Source organism: Citrobacter sp. Res13-Sevr-PEB04-36 (assembly GCF_015672735.1).
Lineage (GTDB): Bacteria > Pseudomonadota > Gammaproteobacteria > Enterobacterales > Enterobacteriaceae > Citrobacter.
The window spans coordinates 99715-116607 of sequence record NZ_JADABY010000065.1 but is presented as its reverse complement, the minus strand read 5'-3'; the positions used below and the strand labels follow the sequence as shown (position 1 = coordinate 116607).

Here is a 16893-nt window from a genome sequence, read left to right as displayed (position 1 = left end):
CTTAAGCGCCGTATTTCTTTTGCCACGCCTGCACCAGGCGCTCGCCGAGCTCTTCTTTATCCATAAAGCCGAATCCCAGCACGTTGCAACCTTCGTTGATGGCGGTGACGCCCTCTTCAACTGAGCGCATACCGTATTTGGCTTTGTAGCCATATTTGGTCTGCGCGGTGATAGCTCCCGCGCCGCCGCTGCCGCAAAACGAAATACCAAAGGTGGCATTTTCCGCTTTCATCATGTCGCCCAGCTTCATATCTGCCGCCACGCCTGGTACCACGACCGCACGTCCACCTGCTTTCTCGACGCCTGCCGCCACTTTCTGGCCTTTACCCAGACGATCGCCAATCACCACGGTAATCTGTTCCATCTTTTGCTCCTTAAAGGTTCTCTTTTGCGACTTCGAAATGTACCGACAGCAGCCAGGCCTCTTCTTCAGGAAGGTTGCCAAACTCCGCCACGATGTCGCGGGCAAGTGCCATTGATTCGGCTGAAATTTCATCAAATAAACCGGCATCCACTTCAGGTAAGGGCTCGCCCGTCACCGAGCGGTGCGCCATGGCGCGAACATGCGATGTCAGCATTTGTTCCTGTACGGCATTGGGAATGATGTGGCGTGCATGCAACAGGGCATACACCTTTGCCAGCATGCGGTCGGCCAGTTCACCAGACGGTGTCACCGGTTCCCCCCTGTCATTCATTACAGCTCCGTTATTCACTCGTCTTACCCCACTAATGGCTCTGAGGGTAAATTAGCGCTGGGGGTTAAAAGTTTGTAGCGAGTTGTTTTCCACTTCGAAGTGGAAAGGTGAGCAACGATAGTGATCTGTGCCGCAAAAAGGGCGGGATTGGTTATTTATCGCCTGGATAACGTGATGGGGATCGCACGAGATAGCAGGGAAACCGCAAGCGGCAGGAAAAACGGGCTGGCGTTAAAAGTTAAAAAATGTGATGGGTATAGCGTTTACTTATGGGGGACGGTGCCGGATGGATACGCTGTCGTGTCTTATCCGGCCTACGACGTCGCGCAGGCCGGATACATAAATTAACGGTACTTCTTATGGTAAGCGTTACGGGTGGTTTTTAGCTCTTCCGCAGCCGCTTTCGCCTCGTTGACTTTACCTTCGTTAGCCAGTTTTAACGCGCCGTCGATCTGGCCGATCAGCGTGTCAAAGCCGTGGCGGAAATCTTTCATCTCCGGGCTGTCCGGAGATTTATTTTCCAGCTTCGGTGGCGTTCCTTTTTGTGCATCCTGCGCGGCTGCACGCATTTTGGTTAACGCGTCTTTCAGTTCAGTGGCGTTATCCGTTTTTTCCACGATTTTCAGGTTGTCGTTGAGGATCCCCATATCATCTTCGAGATCGGCCGCAAACGCAGACGAACCCAAAACCAGCGTTGAAGCCGCGACGATCGCTAACAGGTGTTTACGCATTGCTCACTTCCTTTATTATTATTAAAAAATAAACAAACGCCAGATACTCTAAATAATTCGAGTTGCAGGCAGGCGGCAAGCGTGTGAATCCCAGGAGCTTACATAAGTAAGTGACTGGAGTGCACACGTGAAGCCAACACACCTGCAGCTTGAAGTATGACGAGTATCACTGCCCGGCGATTTTCATCTCCGGCAGCAGCACAGAACCACACTGTATATTACTGCGCGTTTCAATATCGTTACCGACGGTGACAATATTGCGCCACATGTCTTTCAAGTTACCGGCGATGGTGATTTCACTCACCGGGTACTGAATTTCACCGTTTTCGACCCAGAAGCCAGCCGCGCCGCGCGAATAATCGCCGGTAATACCACTCACGCCCTGCCCCATCAGCTCGGTTACTACCAGACCAGTGCCCATCTCTTTAAGCAACTGCTCGAAGCTTAGTCCTTGTCCCGGAATACGCCAGTTGTGAATGCCACCGGCATGACCGGTGCTTTTCAGGCCCAGTTTACGAGCAGAGTAGTTGGTCAGCAGCCACTGGGTCAGTACGCCGTCCTTGATAATATCGCGACGTTCCGTGCGCACGCCTTCGCTGTCGAATGGCGAAGAGGCCAGCCCTTTCAGCAGGTGCGGGTGTTCTTCAATGGTCAGCCATTCCGGCAGAATTTGTTGGCCCAGCGAGTCCAGCAGGAAGGTGGATTTACGATACACCGAGCCACCCGCGATGGCCCCGACCAGGTGTCCAAACAGGCCGGTCGCCACTTCATTGGCGAAAATAACCGGTGCTTTCATAGTGGACAGTTTACGCGGCGACAGGCGGGATAAAGTGCGGCGCGCACAGTCGGCACCGACCCATTCCGGCGTTTGCAGATCGCCGATTGCACGGCCAATGGTGTAGGCGTAGTCGCGTTCCATGTCGCCATTCTCTTCGGCGATCACACAGCTGGAGAGGGAATGACGCGTGGAGCAGTAACCCTGCAGCATACCGTGGCTGTTACCAAACACTTTGATGCCGTAGTGGCTGTTAAAGCTGCCGCCTTCGGTGTTAGTAATGCGCTTATCAGCCTGCAACGCCGCTTGTTCAGCACGTGCCGCCAGTTCGATGGCTTCATCAGGCGAGACTTCCGCCGGGTGGAACAAGTCTAAATCTGGTGCATCAAAAGCCAGCAGTTCTTTATCCGCCACGCCTGCGCACGGGTCCGGCGAGGTGTAACGAGCAATATCCAGCGCGGCCTGCACGGTACGCGCAATCGCCTGTGGACTTAAATCGGTGGACGACGCGCTACCTTTACGGTTCTGGTGATACACCGTAATGCCCAGCGCCCCGTCGCTGTTGAATTCTACGTTCTCCACTTCACCATAACGGGTGCTGACGCTAATACCCGTCGTCTTGCTTACGGCGACTTCTGCACCGTCCGACTGGGCTGACGCTAATTCCAGTGCTGTCGAGACTGCTTCTTCCAGAATCTTACGCTGCGCTTCAACTTGTGAGATTACTTTCATCGCAAATGCCATAATGTAGAGAGAGTTTCTCTGAAGTCTAACAGAGAACCGTTTTTCAGTGCGCATCTTAACTGGTAACATTAGCCTCTTTTTTTAAGGAGCCTGACATGACTAAGCAGCCCGAAGACTGGCTCGACGACGTTCCCGGTGATGACATCGAAGACGAAGACGATGAAATTATCTGGGTTAGTAAAAGTGAAATAAAACGTGACGCCGAGGAGTTGAAACACCTGGGCGTGGAACTGGTAAAACTGGGGAAAAATGCGCTGGATAAAATCCCGCTCGATGCGGATTTACGTGCCGCCATTGAGCTGGCACAGCGTATTAAGATGGAAGGCCGTCGCCGCCAGCTACAGCTGATTGGCAAGATGCTGCGCCAGCGCGATGTCGATCCTATCCGTCAGGCGCTGGATAAGCTGAAGAACCGTCACAACCAACAGGTTGTAATGTTTCACAAGCTGGAGCAGCTGCGCGATCGTTTGATCGTTGAAGGTGATGATGCGGTAGCGGAAGTCCTCAGACTGTGGCCGAACGCCGATCGCCAACAGCTTCGTTCCCTGGTACGCAATGCGAAGAAAGAGCAGGAAGGCAACAAGCCGCCGAAATCAGCACGTCAGATTTTCCAGTATCTGCGTGAGCTGGCGGAAAACGAAGTCTAATTTCTTCGTATGCTGAAAGTGCCGGATGGCGGCGTAAACGCCCGATCCGGCCTACAGTCGATCGTAGGCCCGGTAAGCATTGCGCGCCACCGGGCATTTTTTTACTCTTCCGCTTGTGCCTGGGCTTTCTTCGCCAGACCATCCAGCAGCTTTTGATGGATGCCACCAAACCCACCGTTGCTCATCACCAGAATGTGATCGCCAGGCTGTGCGGTTTTCACCACCATGTCCGCCAGTGTGTCAACATCGCCGCTCCAGTGAGCTGGCTGAACGCAGGCTTCCGCGACTTCTGATACCAGCCACGGAATGTGCGGTGGTTGCAGCAGGAACACTTCGTCAGCACGACCTAACGACGGCGCCAGATCGTCTTTGCACAGCCCCATTTTCATGGTGTTAGAGCGCGGTTCCAGCACGGCAATAATCCGCGCCGTGCCGCCGACTTTTCCGCGCAGCGCGGCAAGCGTCGCCAGAATCGCCGTCGGGTGATGGGCAAAATCGTCATACACCGTCACGCCATGAGCTTCACCGCGCAGTTCAAGACGACGACGGGCGTTGATGAAAGAGCCCAGCGCATTGGCGGCATCGGCAGGAGTCACGCCAACATGGCGGGCAGCGGCAATCGCCATCAGGCCATTGTGCATGTTGTGTTCACCGACCAGGCCCCACTTCACTTCGCCCACTTTCTCACCGTCTAATAGCACTTCCCACTCGGAGGCATCGGTGGTCAGTTTCTTCGCCAACCAATGGCCTTGCTCGCCGACCAGTTCTTGCTCGCTCCAGCAGCCCATCGCCATCGTCTGTTTCAGATTGATGTCGTTTTCCGGGTAGATGATGCGTCCCTGGCCCGGCACGATACGCACCAGGTGGTGGAACTGTTTCTGAATGGCTTTCAGATCGTCGAAGATGTCCGCGTGATCAAACTCAAGGTTATTGAGGATCAGCGTACGCGGGCAGTAATGCACAAATTTGGAACGCTTATCGAAGAACGCGCAGTCGTACTCATCCGCTTCAATAACGAAAAAGTCACTTTCGCCCAGACGCGCAGAAACCTCGAAGTTACCCGGCACACCACCGATGACGAAACCCGGCTTATAGCCACAGACTTCGAGGATCCAAGTCGCCATTCCCGCAGTGGTGGTTTTACCGTGCGTTCCCGCTACCGCCAGCACCCAGCGATCGCGCAGCACAAAGTCATGCAACCACTGCGGGCCAGACATGAACGGAATGTTCTTCTCCAGCACCGCTTCCACGCACGGATTACCGCGAGTCATGGCATTGCCAATAATCACCAGGTCCGGCTGTGGGTCAAGCTGGCTGGCATCGTAACCCTGAATCAGGGAGATGCCCTGTTTCTCAAGTAAGGTACTCATCGGCGGATACACATTGGCGTCCGAACCCGTTACTTCATGACCGAGCGAGCGCGCCAGCATCGCCAGACCGCCCATGAAGGTGCCACAAATTCCCAAAATATGAATGCGCATACGTCACTATCCTTTTTTAATCTGGGGGCCATTTTACGCATATGTCAGGCAACTGAGAAACGCATTTCAGGATAATCCGCAGTTTGCTGGCGCGATTCACCTAAGCGCGAGGTCTGAAATATTTGTTAAGATTATGGCGGTCGCTTTACTCCATACAATTTGCAGGGAAAGTGTTATGAAAACGTTAGGTGAATTTATTGTCGAAAAGCAGCACGAGTTCTCTCATGCTACTGGTGAGCTGACTGCTTTGTTATCGGCAATAAAGCTGGGCGCCAAGATCATCCACCGCGATATCAACAAGGCCGGTCTGGTCGATATCCTGGGTGCCAGCGGTGCTGAGAACGTACAGGGAGAGGTTCAGCAGAAGCTCGATCTGTTCGCAAACGAAAAACTGAAAGCTGCACTGAAGGCACGCGATATTGTGGCGGGCATTGCCTCTGAAGAAGAAGATGAAATCGTCGTCTTCGAAGGCTGTGAACACGCAAAATACGTTGTACTCATGGATCCACTGGATGGTTCATCGAACATCGATGTTAACGTCTCTGTCGGCACAATCTTCTCGATTTATCGCCGTGTCACCCCTGTCGGTACGCCGGTAACGGAAGAGGATTTCCTGCAACCGGGCAACAAGCAGGTTGCTGCAGGCTACGTCGTCTACGGCTCATCCACCATGCTGGTATACACCACCGGCTGCGGCGTACATGCGTTCACCTACGATCCTTCACTGGGCGTGTTTTGCCTCAGCCAGGAGCGCATGCGCTTCCCGGCCAAAGGTAGCACTTACTCCATCAACGAAGGCAACTACATCAAATTCCCAAATGGCGTGAAGAAATACATTAAATTCTGCCAGGAAGAAGATAAAACCACTCAGCGCCCGTACACCTCGCGCTACATTGGCTCTTTGGTGGCGGATTTCCACCGCAATCTGTTGAAAGGCGGGATCTATCTGTACCCGAGCACCGCCAGCCACCCGGATGGGAAACTGCGTCTGCTGTACGAATGCAATCCAATGGCCCTGCTGGCCGAACAAGCGGGCGGCAAGGCGAGCGACGGTAAAAACCGTATTCTGGATATCATCCCGGAGAGCCTGCACCAGCGCCGTTCGTTCTTCGTCGGTAACGACCATATGGTTGAAGACGTCGAACGTTTAATCCGTGAGTTCCCGGACGCGTAATCATCATTGATCGCTCGGACGTAGGCCGGATAAAAAGCGCAGCGTTGCCATCCGGCAATTTATTGCCTGATGGCGGCTTCGCCTTATCAGGCCTACGTTCGGTTACGTTGTCTGTAGCTTAAATGCGGCCATTGCTTCGAGCAGCGCATGTGACTGCTCTTCCAGCGAGCGGGTGGCCGCTGAAGACTGTTGTACCAGCGCCGCATTTTGCTGCGCCGTTTCATCCATCTGAATCACCGCAATATTCACCTGCTCAATACCACGACTCTGTTCCTGCGACGCACTGGCGATTTCACGCATCAGTTTGGTCATGCGCATCACTTCATTGGCAATCTCGTCCATGGTTTCTCCCGCCTGCTGCGCCAGCTCACTACCTTCCCCCACGTGTGTGTGTGAATCGCTGATTAACGTGCGGATTTCTTTTGCCGCTTCGGCGCTGCGGCTGGCCAGATTACGTACTTCCCCCGCGACGACCGCAAAACCCCGCCCTTGCTCACCAGCACGTGCCGCTTCAACAGAAGCGTTGAGCGCCAGGATATTGGTCTGGAAAGCAATACCGTCAATCACGCTGAGGATGTCGGCGATTCGGCTGGAACTGCCGGAAATATCGCGCATTTTCTCGATCACATAACACACCATCTCGCTGCCACGATCGGCCGTGTCCGACACCGATTTTGCCAACTGGTGTGCCTGTTCTGCGTTTTGCGCATTCTGTTTCACGGTCGCCGTCAGTTCTTCCATGCTGGCTGCAGTTTGCTCCAACGAAGTGGCTGTCGATTCAGTGCGCTGCGCCAGATGCTGGTTCCCGGCCGTCAGTTCGCGACTGCCGATGTCAATTTGCGAACTGGCATCGCGTACGCGTTGCACTGAATCTCCTAGTGCATGGCGCATTTCATCCATCGCCACGTTCAGGCGGTTGAATTCGGCGCTGGCCGACAGCGCCGTAACCAGCGACAAATCCCCCGTTGCCAGGCGTTCCAGTTGCTCCACAATGTTATCCAGCGGTTTGAGAAACTTATTTCGCAGCATAAACCAAATAACTGCCAGCAATATGATAGAAACCACCATCGCAGCGCTCATAATACCGTGGTAAATCAATGAAGTAATGATTCTGGTAGAAGCGTATAGCCCCATACCTCCGGTCAGCAATAGAAGGAACGTCAGCAGAGACAATAACACCAACAAACTTGATCGAATTGAAAGGGATTTTGGCATTGTTATATTTCCGGTTGTAGGATTAAAACAGACCTGTAAAGAACCTATCGACTACAACCGGAAAAAGTTTAGGTATTTAGATGTTTTGTGAAAAATCAGCACGTTACTTTGGCATTACCGTCGTACTCACTCTGGTCACTGGCGAGCTTTGACGGTTTTCCCACAACACAGTCAAACCGCGTTGTAAGGCAATAAAAATAAACAATAAAATGCCAATCGCGATCTTCGTCCACCAGGAACTTAATGTGCCATCAAAATTAATGTAGGTCTGGATCAGTCCCTGGATCGCCACGCCAAACAGCGTGCCCAGTACCGTGCCCACCCCGCCGCTCAACAACGTGCCGCCAATCACCACCGAGGCAATGGCATCCAGTTCTACGCCGACGCCTGCCAGCGCATAACCGGCCTGGGTATAAATGGAGAAGACAATCCCAGCCAGCGTCGCCAACCCGGTAGAGAGCATATAGATGCGAATTGTCGTACTACGGGTTGAGATCCCCATCAGATTGGCTGACGTCGCGCTACCGCCAATGGCATACACCTGATTACCAAAGCGCGTACGGTGCGCAAGGAAGATACCGATCACCACTACGCCCAGCATCAACAGTCCCATAGCGCTCAGACGCCCCCCGCCGGGGATCTTCCAGGCAAGGCTGGAGAGCGTGTCATAAATCGGGTGGTTGATCGGGATAGACTCTTCGGAGACCAGATAGCTGACGCCGCGCAGGAAGAACATTCCCGCCAGCGTAATAATAAACGCCGGGATCTTCAGGGCATCAATCAGTAACCCCATAAAGGCGCCAAACGCGCAGCCCATCGCCAGAACCAGCGGGAACGCCAGCAGCGGAGAAATACCCCAGTAACCAATGGCTTTTGCCAGAAAGACGCCGGTAAAGGCAATCACCGAACCAACGGAAAGATCGATGCCGCCAGAGAGGATCACGAAGGTCATACCCACGGCGATAATGCCTAAAAAGGCGTTGTCGGTCAGGATATTGCAGATCACGCGCGTCGAGGCAAAGGCCGGGAACTGCGTCAGGCAATAGAGGTAGCCCAGCACAAAGACGCCGAGGGTGATCATCAGCGGTAAGTTACGTTTTATCATGACCACGCACTCCTTTTATCAGGCTGATAAAGCGTTGTGACTGGACGATCAGCACGCACAGCACTACCACAGCTTTGACCACCTGGTTCAACTCCGGCTGGAAGCCAGACAGTAAAATCCCGGTATTCATGCCCTGAATAATCAACGCCCCCACTACCGACAGCAACAGGTTAAACCGCCCGCCCATCAGCGAACCGCCGCCGATAACTACCGCCAGAATGGCATCTAATTCCAGCCATAACCCGGCATTGTTGGCATCGGCCCCGCGAATATCCGCCGTGACGATAATTCCGGCGATGGCCGCGCACAGACCGCTCAGCACATAGGTGAGCATCACGATGACGCGGGTATTCACCCCGGCATTTTTCGCCGCCCGAATGTTGATGCCGACCGCCTCAATGAACATGCCCAGCGCCGTTTTACGCGTCAGCAGCCAAAAGGCCACCAGCGTCAGCAGGGCGATGATCACCGGCGTCGGGAACAGCAACAGCGATCCGCTACCGAACCATGACAGATCGGGCGAGTTAAACGTGACGATCTGCCCGGAGGTGATCAACTGCGCCACCCCGCGCCCGGCCACCATCAGGATCAGCGTGGCAACAAACGGTTGGATCTTGAGGATGGCTACCAAAATCCCGTTCCACAATCCAGCCAGGATACCGGAGCCTAACGCCGCAAGCAGGACCACCGGGAGGCTGTGCCCGGCAACCGTCATCGCGGCGGTAGTAGCCCCCGCAATGGCCATCACCGCGCCAACGGAAAGGTCGATACCGCCGGTGGCAATCACCAGCGTCATACCAATCGCCAGTAGCGCCACGGGCGCGGCACGGTTGAGAATATCAATCGGGCTACCGAACAAGCGGCCATCCTGCAAAATCACCTGATAAAAATGCGGGGCCACCAGGCTGTCAACCAGCAGCACCAGCAGCAGCGCCACCAGTTGCGGCATGCCCTTCGGCCAGCGAAACCGTCGCTTCACGGGGTTGGATTGAGGGAGAGATTGAGGCATCACAACAGTCTCCTTAGGCCGCAATGGCGTTCATGATCGCCGGTACGGACAGTTCAGCCAGTGGGATCTCGGCCACCTGTTTGCGATCGCGCATAATAATGACCCGATCGGCGTAACCCACCAGTTCTTCCAGTTCAGAGGAGATCACCAACAGCGCCAGGCCGTCGGCGCACAGTGTTTCGATCAGGCGGATGATCTCGGCGTGCGCCCCGACGTCGATCCCACGCGTGGGTTCATCGAGGATCAAGAACTGCGGTTTGGTCAGCAGCCAGCGCGACAGCAGAACTTTTTGCTGATTGCCGCCGGAGAGAAATTCGATCGGCTGTTCGGCGTTGGGGGTTCGTATACCCAACTGGCGAATAAAACGCTCGGCAATTTCATTTTGCTCTTTGCGCGAAATCGGCCGCAGCCAGCCTCGCTGCGCTTGCAGGGCCAGGATGATATTTTCCCGCACCGAGGCGGCAGCAATAATGCCGTCCGTTTTGCGATCCTCCGGGCAGAAGCCGATCCCCAGACATGAGGCTTGATGCGGCGATCGCAGGGTCTGCGGTTTGCCTTTGATTAGCGCACTGCCGCTGTCAGCGGGTTTAATACCAAAGATCACTTCTGCCGTTTCTGTACGTCCCGATCCCAGCAACCCCGCCAGGCCGACAATCTCACCGGGACGGACCTGCAGATCGAATGGTGCGATCGTGCCTTTTTTGCCAAAGTTGCTGAAAGCGGCCACAGGTTTATCACTCAGCAAAGTACGGCCTGCGCGCTGTAACGCGTGGGTATCCAGTTCCCGACCGAGCATCATCTTCACCAGTTCGATCTGCGGCAGGTCACGGGTTTCGCGACAGCCAACAAAGCCGCCGTTACGCAGGACGGTGATCCGATCGCTGACTTGATAGACCTGATCGAGAAAATGGGTGACGAAGATCAGGCTGACGCCGCGATCACGCAGATGGCGCATCAGACCGAACAGCATGTCGACTTCCTGGGTATCCAGGCTGGCGGTGGGTTCGTCAAGGATCAACACTTTCGCCGACAGATCGATAGCCCGGCAAATGGCGACGATTTGCTGCATCGCCACCGAAAAACGGTTTAACGGCTCGCGTACATCAAGGGAAAAACCGTAGGAGGCCATCAGCTCCGTAGCACGCTTTTCCATTTGCTTACGCTGCAGCAGGCCAAAACGTCGCGGCTCGCGGCCAATAAACAGATTATCTGCCACCGACATATTGGGCAGCAGGTTCACTTCCTGATACACGGTGCCAATCCCCAGTTGCTGGGCATGGGCGGTATTTTTGGGTGAGATAGCCTGGCCTTCAAGCCAGATGGTGCCGCGATCGGCATGGTAAACGCCAGTCAGTGCTTTGATCAGCGTCGATTTCCCGGCCCCGTTTTCACCGAGCAGCGCCATAATCTCACCGCGGCGCAGACTGAAATCCACGTTATCCAGCGCTTTGACGCCAGGAAAAAATTTGCTTAATCCTTCGGTACGAAGGATTTCCTGATGTTGGTCGGTGGTCATGGCATTCCTCCGGTATTGTTTAAACCGGTCTGGATGTAGGCCGGATAAGACGCATTTGCGTCGCCATCCGGCATCTCAACGCCTGATGGCGCTGCGCTTATCAGGCCTACGGGTTATGCTCTGTGAAAATTAGTAGCCCATGTTTTTCTTCTTCTCTAACTCTTCTTTCGCGGTATCCGGCAGATAGAGGATAGATTTGGTAATGGTCAACTTCTCAGGCATGGTGCCGTCTTTTTTGAATTTCTCCAGCGCATCAAAAGCTGGACCGGCCATGTTCGGCGTCAACTCGACGCTGGCGTTGGCTTCGCCGTCAATCATCGCTTTGTAGATATCCGGCACACCGTCGATAGAGCCGGTCAGAATATCTTTGCCCGGCTTCAGGCCTGCTTCTTTGATTGCCTGGATAGCCCCGATCACCATGTCATCGTTATGGGCATAAACCATGCAGATGTTCTTGCCGTTGTTTTCCGCTTTAATAAAGCTCTCCATGACTTCTTTGCCTTTACTGCGGGTGAAGTCGCCGGACTGGGAGCGAATAATTTTGATATTTGGCGCATTGGCAATGGCTTCAGCAAAGCCTTTTTTACGATCGATCGCCACGCTGGCGCCGACGGTCCCTTGCAGCTCAACGACGTTACACGGCTTGCCGTCCACTTGTTTAATCAGCCAGTCGCCGATCAATTTGCCCTCCAGCACGTTGTCGGCCGTCACGGTGGTCATATAGAGAGATTTGTCTTTGACATCGATGGAACGATCGAGCAAAAAGACCGGAATCTCGGCATCTTTTGCTTCTTTTAATACCGGCTCCCAACCCGTTGCCACCACCGGTGCAATGAAAATGGCATCAACGCCCTGGGCGACGAATGAACGTACCGCTTTAATCTGGTTTTCCTGTTTTTGCTGGCCGTCAGCGATTTTCAGCGTAATGCCCCGCTTCTCGGCCTCGCTTTTTGCCACGTTGGTTTCTGCTGCACGCCAGCCGGATTCAGACCCGACCTGCGAAAATCCTACGGTTAAAGGGGCTGCCATCGCCATAGATGACATGGCTGCCGAAACTGCTGTGACTAAAAGTAAGCGCTTCCACATAAGTGCGTCCTCGTAGGGTGATTATTGTTGATTAATAAACAGTCGCGAAAAAACTATAGACAATCGAGCATGTAACGGATTGCGTTACATCACACTTCAAAAAAGTAAATAAAACGTTAATCACAACTTTGTAATCGCTTTCATTACCCTATGAAAAATGCAGCTGAAGTTATGGATTTTTCTGTCATCAGCGCAGAGGAAAAAGGCCAAAATCCAAGGAGGGAAATCGAAAACAAGCGGAGACATTCAGCGCGAGTTGGCTATAATACCCGCCACTTGTTTGCCATAGCATATTTAAAGGAAACAGACATGAGCTTACTCAACGTCCCTGCCGGTAAAGATCTGCCGGAAGATATCTACGTTGTTATCGAGATCCCTGCCAACGCAGATCCGATCAAATACGAAGTTGACAAAGAGAGCGGCGCCCTGTTCGTTGACCGCTTCATGTCCACTGCGATGTTCTATCCGTGCAACTACGGTTACATCAACCACACCCTGTCTCTGGATGGCGATCCGGTTGACGTTCTGGTCCCAACTCCGTACCCGCTGGAGCCAGGTTCAGTGATCCGCTGCCGTCCGGTTGGCGTACTGAAAATGACCGACGAATCCGGTGAAGATGCGAAACTGGTTGCGGTACCGCACACCAAGCTGAGCAAAGAATACGATCACATCAAAGATGTGAACGACCTGCCGGACCTGCTGAAAGCGCAGATCACTCACTTCTTCGAGCACTACAAAGATCTCGAAGCGGGCAAATGGGTGAAAGTTGACGGCTGGGACAACGCTGAAGCCGCTAAAGCTGAAATCATTGCTTCCTTCGAGCGTGCGAAGAAGTAAGTTCGCCTGAGCTCAAAACCCTGAACGCCACCGCTGGCCAGTAAGGGTTTTTACTTCTTAATTTTCCTTCCTTTGTTTTCCCGCGCCCCGCTGTTTTTATTTTGACCTACCAGATTGGGTAGTCACATTTTGCTCAACTTATTTGCGAATGAGATTAGATCTCATTATCATTCGCAACACGTAAATAAATGTGAATAAACGTCAATGAACCTCCACACTGTGAAGTCCCTGAAACACTATTCCGCCGTGGCCCTCGCCACTACGTTGTTATTTACCAGCCTGCCCGGTGCGGCAAAGACGCTGTCTGAGAAAGATTTTCTGACCCGCGATGTCGGTAACGGGGTGTATGAGCTGGCGGTTGATGGCCAGCAAAAGGCGCTTTTTGCCGCCTCTTCTCCGTCGTTTGATAAAGACAAAACCCGCGGGATTATCTACAAACTCGATCTGGAGAAACTCACCACCACCGAAGTCATCGAAACCAGCCGCCGGGCGTTTGCTACCGCGCTGGATGAAGAAAATCAGGTGCTGTATGTCGGTAATACGCTGGAAGGTTCAGTGACAATTATCGATACCCGCAGCGGCAAAGAATTGGCGATACTACAGCTAAGCGACGCCAGCAACCCGAAGGAAATCATCCATACGCGTGAAATGGTGCTCGATAAGCAACACCACCGTCTGTATGTTTCCGGCGTGGCTGAAAAAGGCATTGTCTGGGTGGTAGATACGCAAAAGCGTGAGAAAATCGCCACCCTTGAAAATATGGGCGAATACCCGACAGGCATGGCGATTGATGCAAAAAACGATCGCCTGTACGTGGTAAATGGCAGAAACGAGCTGATTGTACTGGACACCACCAGCCATAAAATAATTAACCGTTTTGCCGTTGAGCATGCCAAAAAACATTTCTTCCTGAATATCGCCCTTGATAGCAAAAATAATCGCGCATTCCTGACCGATCCTGATTTAGCCGATGTTCTGGTTGTAGATATTAATACCGGAAAAGTTATTACGCCGATTAAGGTCATTAATTCACTGGCCGTTCTCTATAACGAGAAGCGTCAGGAAGTCTATATTACGCACCGCAATGCCAAACAGGTCAGCATTGTCGACAGCAACACCTATCAGGTAAAACACAGCATTGAAACCAATGCCTTACCTAACAGTTTGGCGCTTTCACCGGACGCTAACACCTTGTATGTCAGCATAAAGCAGCCGGAAAAAATGATTGGCGTCAAGCCCGACTACGTGCTGAAAATCGATTTGTCTAAATACTAATAATCAAAAACTATTTTGCACCTTGCCGCCATGTTGCGCGGCAAGGTGACGTTTTTATTTTTACTTTTCAGGTGTCTTAGATTATGAAAACGCGTCAACTTATTACGCTGACAGGGATCGTTGCATTCTCAGGCGGGGTTATTTTTCCCGCGCAGGCCGAAGAATTAACGGAAACCTCACGCAATAGCGAAGATGAAATGGTGATTACGGCGTCCGGTTTCTCGCAGCAAAAGCGTGAAGCCCCGGCAACTATTTCAGTTATCGACCGTAAAACGCTGGATATTCAGCCAGACCGCAGCGTAGGTGAAGCGATTAAAAATATTCCCGGCGTCTCGGTGTCGAACAGCAGCGGGATGAATGCCGGCAGTATTATGATCCGCGGCATGGACCCGTCCTATACCGCTTTCATGGTGAACAGCGTCAAACAAAATACCGGCCAGTCGCGCCCGTATGGGCACGACATCGGCACCGAAGCTAACTTCTTACCGCCGATGGAGGCCATTGAGCGCATCGAGGTCATTCGCGGACCAATGTCGTCGCTGTACGGCTCAGACGCCATCGGCGGCGTGGTCAACGTCATCACCAAAAAACCGTACGGGACGAAAGACTGGACGACGGCAATTGCCGCCAATACCTGGCTTCAGGAACATCAGTATCTCGGCAATACCAGTCAGATGAATCTGTTCACCATGGGGCCAATCATTCCCGATGTTCTGGGGCTAAGCGTGGCTGCCGACTGGCTCGACCGCCGCGATGACGATCGCAATAATTACTTCGGCAAACATAACCGCAAATCCGTGGATATGACGTTAGGTCTGGCCGCCAGCGAAAATAACCTCTTCGACCTCAACGTTGTCACCGGTGAGCAAGAGAAAAACCGCACCCAGAAACGCGGTGCACCGTGGTCATGGTTGTATGATCGTAACGCCGCTACCCTGACCCATACCGGCTGGTATGCAGACGATACTATCGCGACAACCAACTACATTAACTACGAAAAAGGCCGCTCAAAATACGTTTATGACGGGCAGTCACCGCAGTATGTACAGATGGAAAACTACGTCGCCAATTCGCAAACCACCTTCACGCTCGACACCCATAAGCTGACCGTCGGGGCGAACTTCACCCGCGAAGAGTTAAACGACCGGTTTGATGTCGCCAACAAAACGCTGCCAGGCTCAGATCCCGTCACCAAAATCAGCCGCAACGGTTGGGCATTATTCGTGGAAGACGGCTGGAGCATCGACGATTTTATCCTGACCACCTCAGCACGTATGGACCAGGACGATAACTTTGGTACACATATTACGCCGAAAATGTATGGCAACTGGGCATTTAGCGAGGACTGGGCGCTGAAAGGCGGCGTCTCCGCCGGGTATAAGAAACCGGAGCTACGGGCCACCTCCAGCGACTTCGTCACCCCTTACGGTTCAACCGTGCCCTATCCCTTCCTGACGGTGGGCAATGACGATTTAAAACCGGAGAAAAGCGTTAACTCCGAGTTGGGTCTGTACTGGACAGGCGATGTGCTGTCGCTCGATGGCACCGTTTTCTATACGCAATTTAAAGACAAGATTGCGGAACAAACCATTTGTGAAACCACGGCAACCAACCAGTGTTCAGTCAATGGCTACAACGCCGACTCGGTGAGTAAATACTTTAACGTCAGCGAGGCCGATGTGTACGGCGTCGAGCTCAATGCTGACTGGCAGATTAGCGCCGACGTCAAAGCCAATGCCAACTACACCTGGAACCACAGCGAGCAGAAAAGCGGCGTCAACAAAGGCTACGCGCTGAACGATTACCCACGTCATATGGCGAACCTGTCGCTGAACTGGGCCGCGACGCAAAGCCTCGACGTGTGGAGCACTGTGAACTATCGCAGCAGCAACCGCAACAGCGGTAATAACAACAAGTATGATGACTACACCATGGTGGACGTGGGCGTACGCTATAGACTCAACAAGCACACACAGTTGATGGCAGGGATCTACAACGTGCTGGATGAGGATCCGAAACTCACGACCGCATGGAGTGAGTCCGCGCAGGTGGAAGGACGCCGCTATAACCTCGGCGCGCGAGTGGAGTTCTAAATCCTAAAAAACAACGCCACCCGAGGGTGGCGTGTTATACCTGTCGTCTTTCAAACTGCCTCTGCGTTGGCTTTCCTCGCTTACCCCAGTCACGTACTGATGTACGTGACTGGGGATTCTCTGCGTCGCTGCCTTGATGCAACTCGAAATCCATCAGGTATATGTTAGTACTTATCCCGGTCTAACCAGTTACCGCTTTCAATCAGCTTTAACCCATCGACCGGACGTTGATATACATACATCCATGCACTTCCGTAAGGCGTCTGAATTAACTGGCGTGCATACTCACCGCCGCGCGAGCGCAGCGCATCGAGCTCCGCCAGCGTGGCGTTATCAATACGATAAACTTCCCCGTGTACCGTTCCGTTTCCCGGAACCGCGCCTGGATAGTGGCCCAGGCTGTACAGTTGGTAGTTATCGATACTGAAATTACCCAGCAACAGGGCGTTGGTCATCCAGTGACTGTTACCTTGCTTCGTGCGTAAACTACCATAAACAAATATTCGCATT

Annotated in this window: 16 protein-coding genes; 5 read left to right on the top strand and 11 right to left on the bottom strand. The window is 53.1% G+C overall.

Annotated features, from left to right (window positions below):
• Position 1: 1 nt before the first annotated feature.
• From IMQ48_RS18885 to pmbA, 4 genes are all read right to left on the bottom strand, one after another.
• Positions 2 to 364, bottom strand: a complete 363-nt coding sequence (locus tag IMQ48_RS18885) for an SFCGS family glycine-rich protein (RefSeq protein WP_096758522.1) — start codon at positions 362 to 364, stop codon at positions 2 to 4.
• 10 nt (positions 365 to 374) lie between these two features.
• The gene (locus IMQ48_RS18880; protein ID WP_196210217.1) at positions 375 to 695 is read right to left on the bottom strand and encodes a glycine dehydrogenase; all 321 of its coding nucleotides are present in this window, start codon (positions 693 to 695) and stop codon (positions 375 to 377) included.
• Between the two features lie 344 nt (positions 696 to 1039).
• Positions 1040 to 1426, bottom strand: coding sequence for a cytochrome b562 (cybC, locus tag IMQ48_RS18875; protein ID WP_196210216.1), 387 nt, complete (start codon positions 1424 to 1426; stop codon positions 1040 to 1042).
• Positions 1427 to 1592: 166 nt separating this feature from the next.
• The gene (gene pmbA / locus IMQ48_RS18870; protein ID WP_096758525.1) at positions 1593 to 2945 is read right to left on the bottom strand and encodes a metalloprotease PmbA; all 1353 of its coding nucleotides are present in this window, start codon (positions 2943 to 2945) and stop codon (positions 1593 to 1595) included.
• A 95-nt stretch (positions 2946 to 3040) separates the two neighbouring features.
• On the opposite strand from pmbA, the gene yjgA reads away from it, so the two are divergent.
• The gene (gene yjgA / locus IMQ48_RS18865; protein WP_196210215.1) at positions 3041 to 3592 is read left to right on the top strand and encodes a ribosome biogenesis factor YjgA; all 552 of its coding nucleotides are present in this window, start codon (positions 3041 to 3043) and stop codon (positions 3590 to 3592) included.
• Between the two features lie 101 nt (positions 3593 to 3693).
• Here the strand turns inward: yjgA and mpl are convergent, their stop codons facing one another.
• Positions 3694 to 5073 carry a UDP-N-acetylmuramate:L-alanyl-gamma-D-glutamyl-meso-diaminopimelate ligase gene (gene mpl / locus IMQ48_RS18860; RefSeq protein ID WP_196210214.1) on the bottom strand — a complete coding sequence of 460 codons (1380 nt, stop codon included), beginning with the start codon at positions 5071 to 5073 and terminating at the stop codon, positions 3694 to 3696.
• 175 nt (positions 5074 to 5248) lie between these two features.
• Between mpl and fbp the strand changes: the two genes are divergently transcribed.
• On the top strand, positions 5249 to 6247 hold the full coding sequence (fbp, locus tag IMQ48_RS18855; protein WP_196210213.1) for a class 1 fructose-bisphosphatase: 999 nt from the start codon (positions 5249 to 5251) through the stop codon (positions 6245 to 6247).
• A gap of 102 nt (positions 6248 to 6349) precedes the next feature.
• Here fbp and IMQ48_RS18850 read toward each other — a convergent pair whose 3' ends face one another.
• The 5 genes from IMQ48_RS18850 to ytfQ all read right to left on the bottom strand — a co-directional run bounded on the left by IMQ48_RS18850 (position 6350) and on the right by ytfQ (position 12178).
• Complete coding sequence (locus IMQ48_RS18850; RefSeq protein ID WP_196210212.1) at positions 6350 to 7462, bottom strand: methyl-accepting chemotaxis protein; 1113 nt, start codon at positions 7460 to 7462, stop codon at positions 6350 to 6352.
• Positions 7463 to 7565: 103 nt separating this feature from the next.
• The gene (gene yjfF, locus IMQ48_RS18845) at positions 7566 to 8567 is read right to left on the bottom strand and encodes a galactofuranose ABC transporter, permease protein YjfF (RefSeq protein WP_196210211.1); all 1002 of its coding nucleotides are present in this window, start codon (positions 8565 to 8567) and stop codon (positions 7566 to 7568) included.
• On the bottom strand, positions 8554 to 9576 hold the full coding sequence (ytfT, locus tag IMQ48_RS18840; protein WP_196210256.1) for a galactofuranose ABC transporter, ATP-binding protein YtfT: 1023 nt from the start codon (positions 9574 to 9576) through the stop codon (positions 8554 to 8556). The genes yjfF and ytfT overlap by 14 nt, the downstream gene beginning before the upstream one ends.
• Before the next feature lie 13 nt (positions 9577 to 9589).
• Positions 9590 to 11092 carry a galactofuranose ABC transporter, ATP-binding protein YtfR gene (gene ytfR, locus IMQ48_RS18835; RefSeq protein WP_196210210.1) on the bottom strand — a complete coding sequence of 501 codons (1503 nt, stop codon included), beginning with the start codon at positions 11090 to 11092 and terminating at the stop codon, positions 9590 to 9592.
• Between the two features lie 129 nt (positions 11093 to 11221).
• The gene (ytfQ, locus tag IMQ48_RS18830) at positions 11222 to 12178 is read right to left on the bottom strand and encodes a galactofuranose ABC transporter substrate-binding protein YtfQ (RefSeq protein WP_196210209.1); all 957 of its coding nucleotides are present in this window, start codon (positions 12176 to 12178) and stop codon (positions 11222 to 11224) included.
• A 309-nt stretch (positions 12179 to 12487) separates the two neighbouring features.
• Here ytfQ and ppa point away from each other — a divergent pair, with 309 nt between their 5' ends.
• The 3 genes from ppa to IMQ48_RS18815 all read left to right on the top strand — a co-directional run bounded on the left by ppa (position 12488) and on the right by IMQ48_RS18815 (position 16383).
• Positions 12488 to 13015 carry an inorganic diphosphatase gene (gene ppa / locus IMQ48_RS18825; protein ID WP_123651119.1) on the top strand — a complete coding sequence of 176 codons (528 nt, stop codon included), beginning with the start codon at positions 12488 to 12490 and terminating at the stop codon, positions 13013 to 13015.
• Positions 13016 to 13219: 204 nt separating this feature from the next.
• Complete coding sequence (locus IMQ48_RS18820) at positions 13220 to 14290, top strand: YncE family protein (protein ID WP_196210208.1); 1071 nt, start codon at positions 13220 to 13222, stop codon at positions 14288 to 14290.
• Positions 14291 to 14373: 83 nt separating this feature from the next.
• Positions 14374 to 16383, top strand: coding sequence for a TonB-dependent receptor domain-containing protein (locus IMQ48_RS18815; RefSeq protein ID WP_196210207.1), 2010 nt, complete (start codon positions 14374 to 14376; stop codon positions 16381 to 16383).
• 164 nt (positions 16384 to 16547) lie between these two features.
• Here IMQ48_RS18815 and IMQ48_RS18810 read toward each other — a convergent pair whose 3' ends face one another.
• Positions 16548 to 16892: a gamma-glutamylcyclotransferase gene (locus tag IMQ48_RS18810; protein WP_196210206.1), complete on the bottom strand. Its 345-nt coding sequence runs from the start codon at positions 16890 to 16892 to the stop codon at positions 16548 to 16550.
• Position 16893: the final 1 nt, after the last annotated feature.

Coding starts and splice junctions, on each gene's coding strand:
- IMQ48_RS18885 (WP_096758522.1), bottom strand. CDS start 364: ATGGAACAGATTACCGTGGTGATTGGCGATCGTCTGGGTAAAGGCCAG.
- IMQ48_RS18880 (WP_196210217.1), bottom strand. CDS start 695: ATGAATGACAGGGGGGAACCGGTGACACCGTCTGGTGAACTGGCCGAC.
- cybC (WP_196210216.1), bottom strand. CDS start 1,426: ATGCGTAAACACCTGTTAGCGATCGTCGCGGCTTCAACGCTGGTTTTG.
- pmbA (WP_096758525.1), bottom strand. CDS start 2,945: ATGGCATTTGCGATGAAAGTAATCTCACAAGTTGAAGCGCAGCGTAAG.
- yjgA (WP_196210215.1), top strand. CDS start 3,041: ATGACTAAGCAGCCCGAAGACTGGCTCGACGACGTTCCCGGTGATGAC.
- mpl (WP_196210214.1), bottom strand. CDS start 5,073: ATGCGCATTCATATTTTGGGAATTTGTGGCACCTTCATGGGCGGTCTG.
- fbp (WP_196210213.1), top strand. CDS start 5,249: ATGAAAACGTTAGGTGAATTTATTGTCGAAAAGCAGCACGAGTTCTCT.
- IMQ48_RS18850 (WP_196210212.1), bottom strand. CDS start 7,462: ATGCCAAAATCCCTTTCAATTCGATCAAGTTTGTTGGTGTTATTGTCT.
- yjfF (WP_196210211.1), bottom strand. CDS start 8,567: ATGATAAAACGTAACTTACCGCTGATGATCACCCTCGGCGTCTTTGTG.
- ytfT (WP_196210256.1), bottom strand. CDS start 9,576: ATGCCTCAATCTCTCCCTCAATCCAACCCCGTGAAGCGACGGTTTCGC.
- ytfR (WP_196210210.1), bottom strand. CDS start 11,092: ATGACCACCGACCAACATCAGGAAATCCTTCGTACCGAAGGATTAAGC.
- ytfQ (WP_196210209.1), bottom strand. CDS start 12,178: ATGTGGAAGCGCTTACTTTTAGTCACAGCAGTTTCGGCAGCCATGTCA.
- ppa (WP_123651119.1), top strand. CDS start 12,488: ATGAGCTTACTCAACGTCCCTGCCGGTAAAGATCTGCCGGAAGATATC.
- IMQ48_RS18820 (WP_196210208.1), top strand. CDS start 13,220: ATGAACCTCCACACTGTGAAGTCCCTGAAACACTATTCCGCCGTGGCC.
- IMQ48_RS18815 (WP_196210207.1), top strand. CDS start 14,374: ATGAAAACGCGTCAACTTATTACGCTGACAGGGATCGTTGCATTCTCA.
- IMQ48_RS18810 (WP_196210206.1), bottom strand. CDS start 16,892: ATGCGAATATTTGTTTATGGTAGTTTACGCACGAAGCAAGGTAACAGT.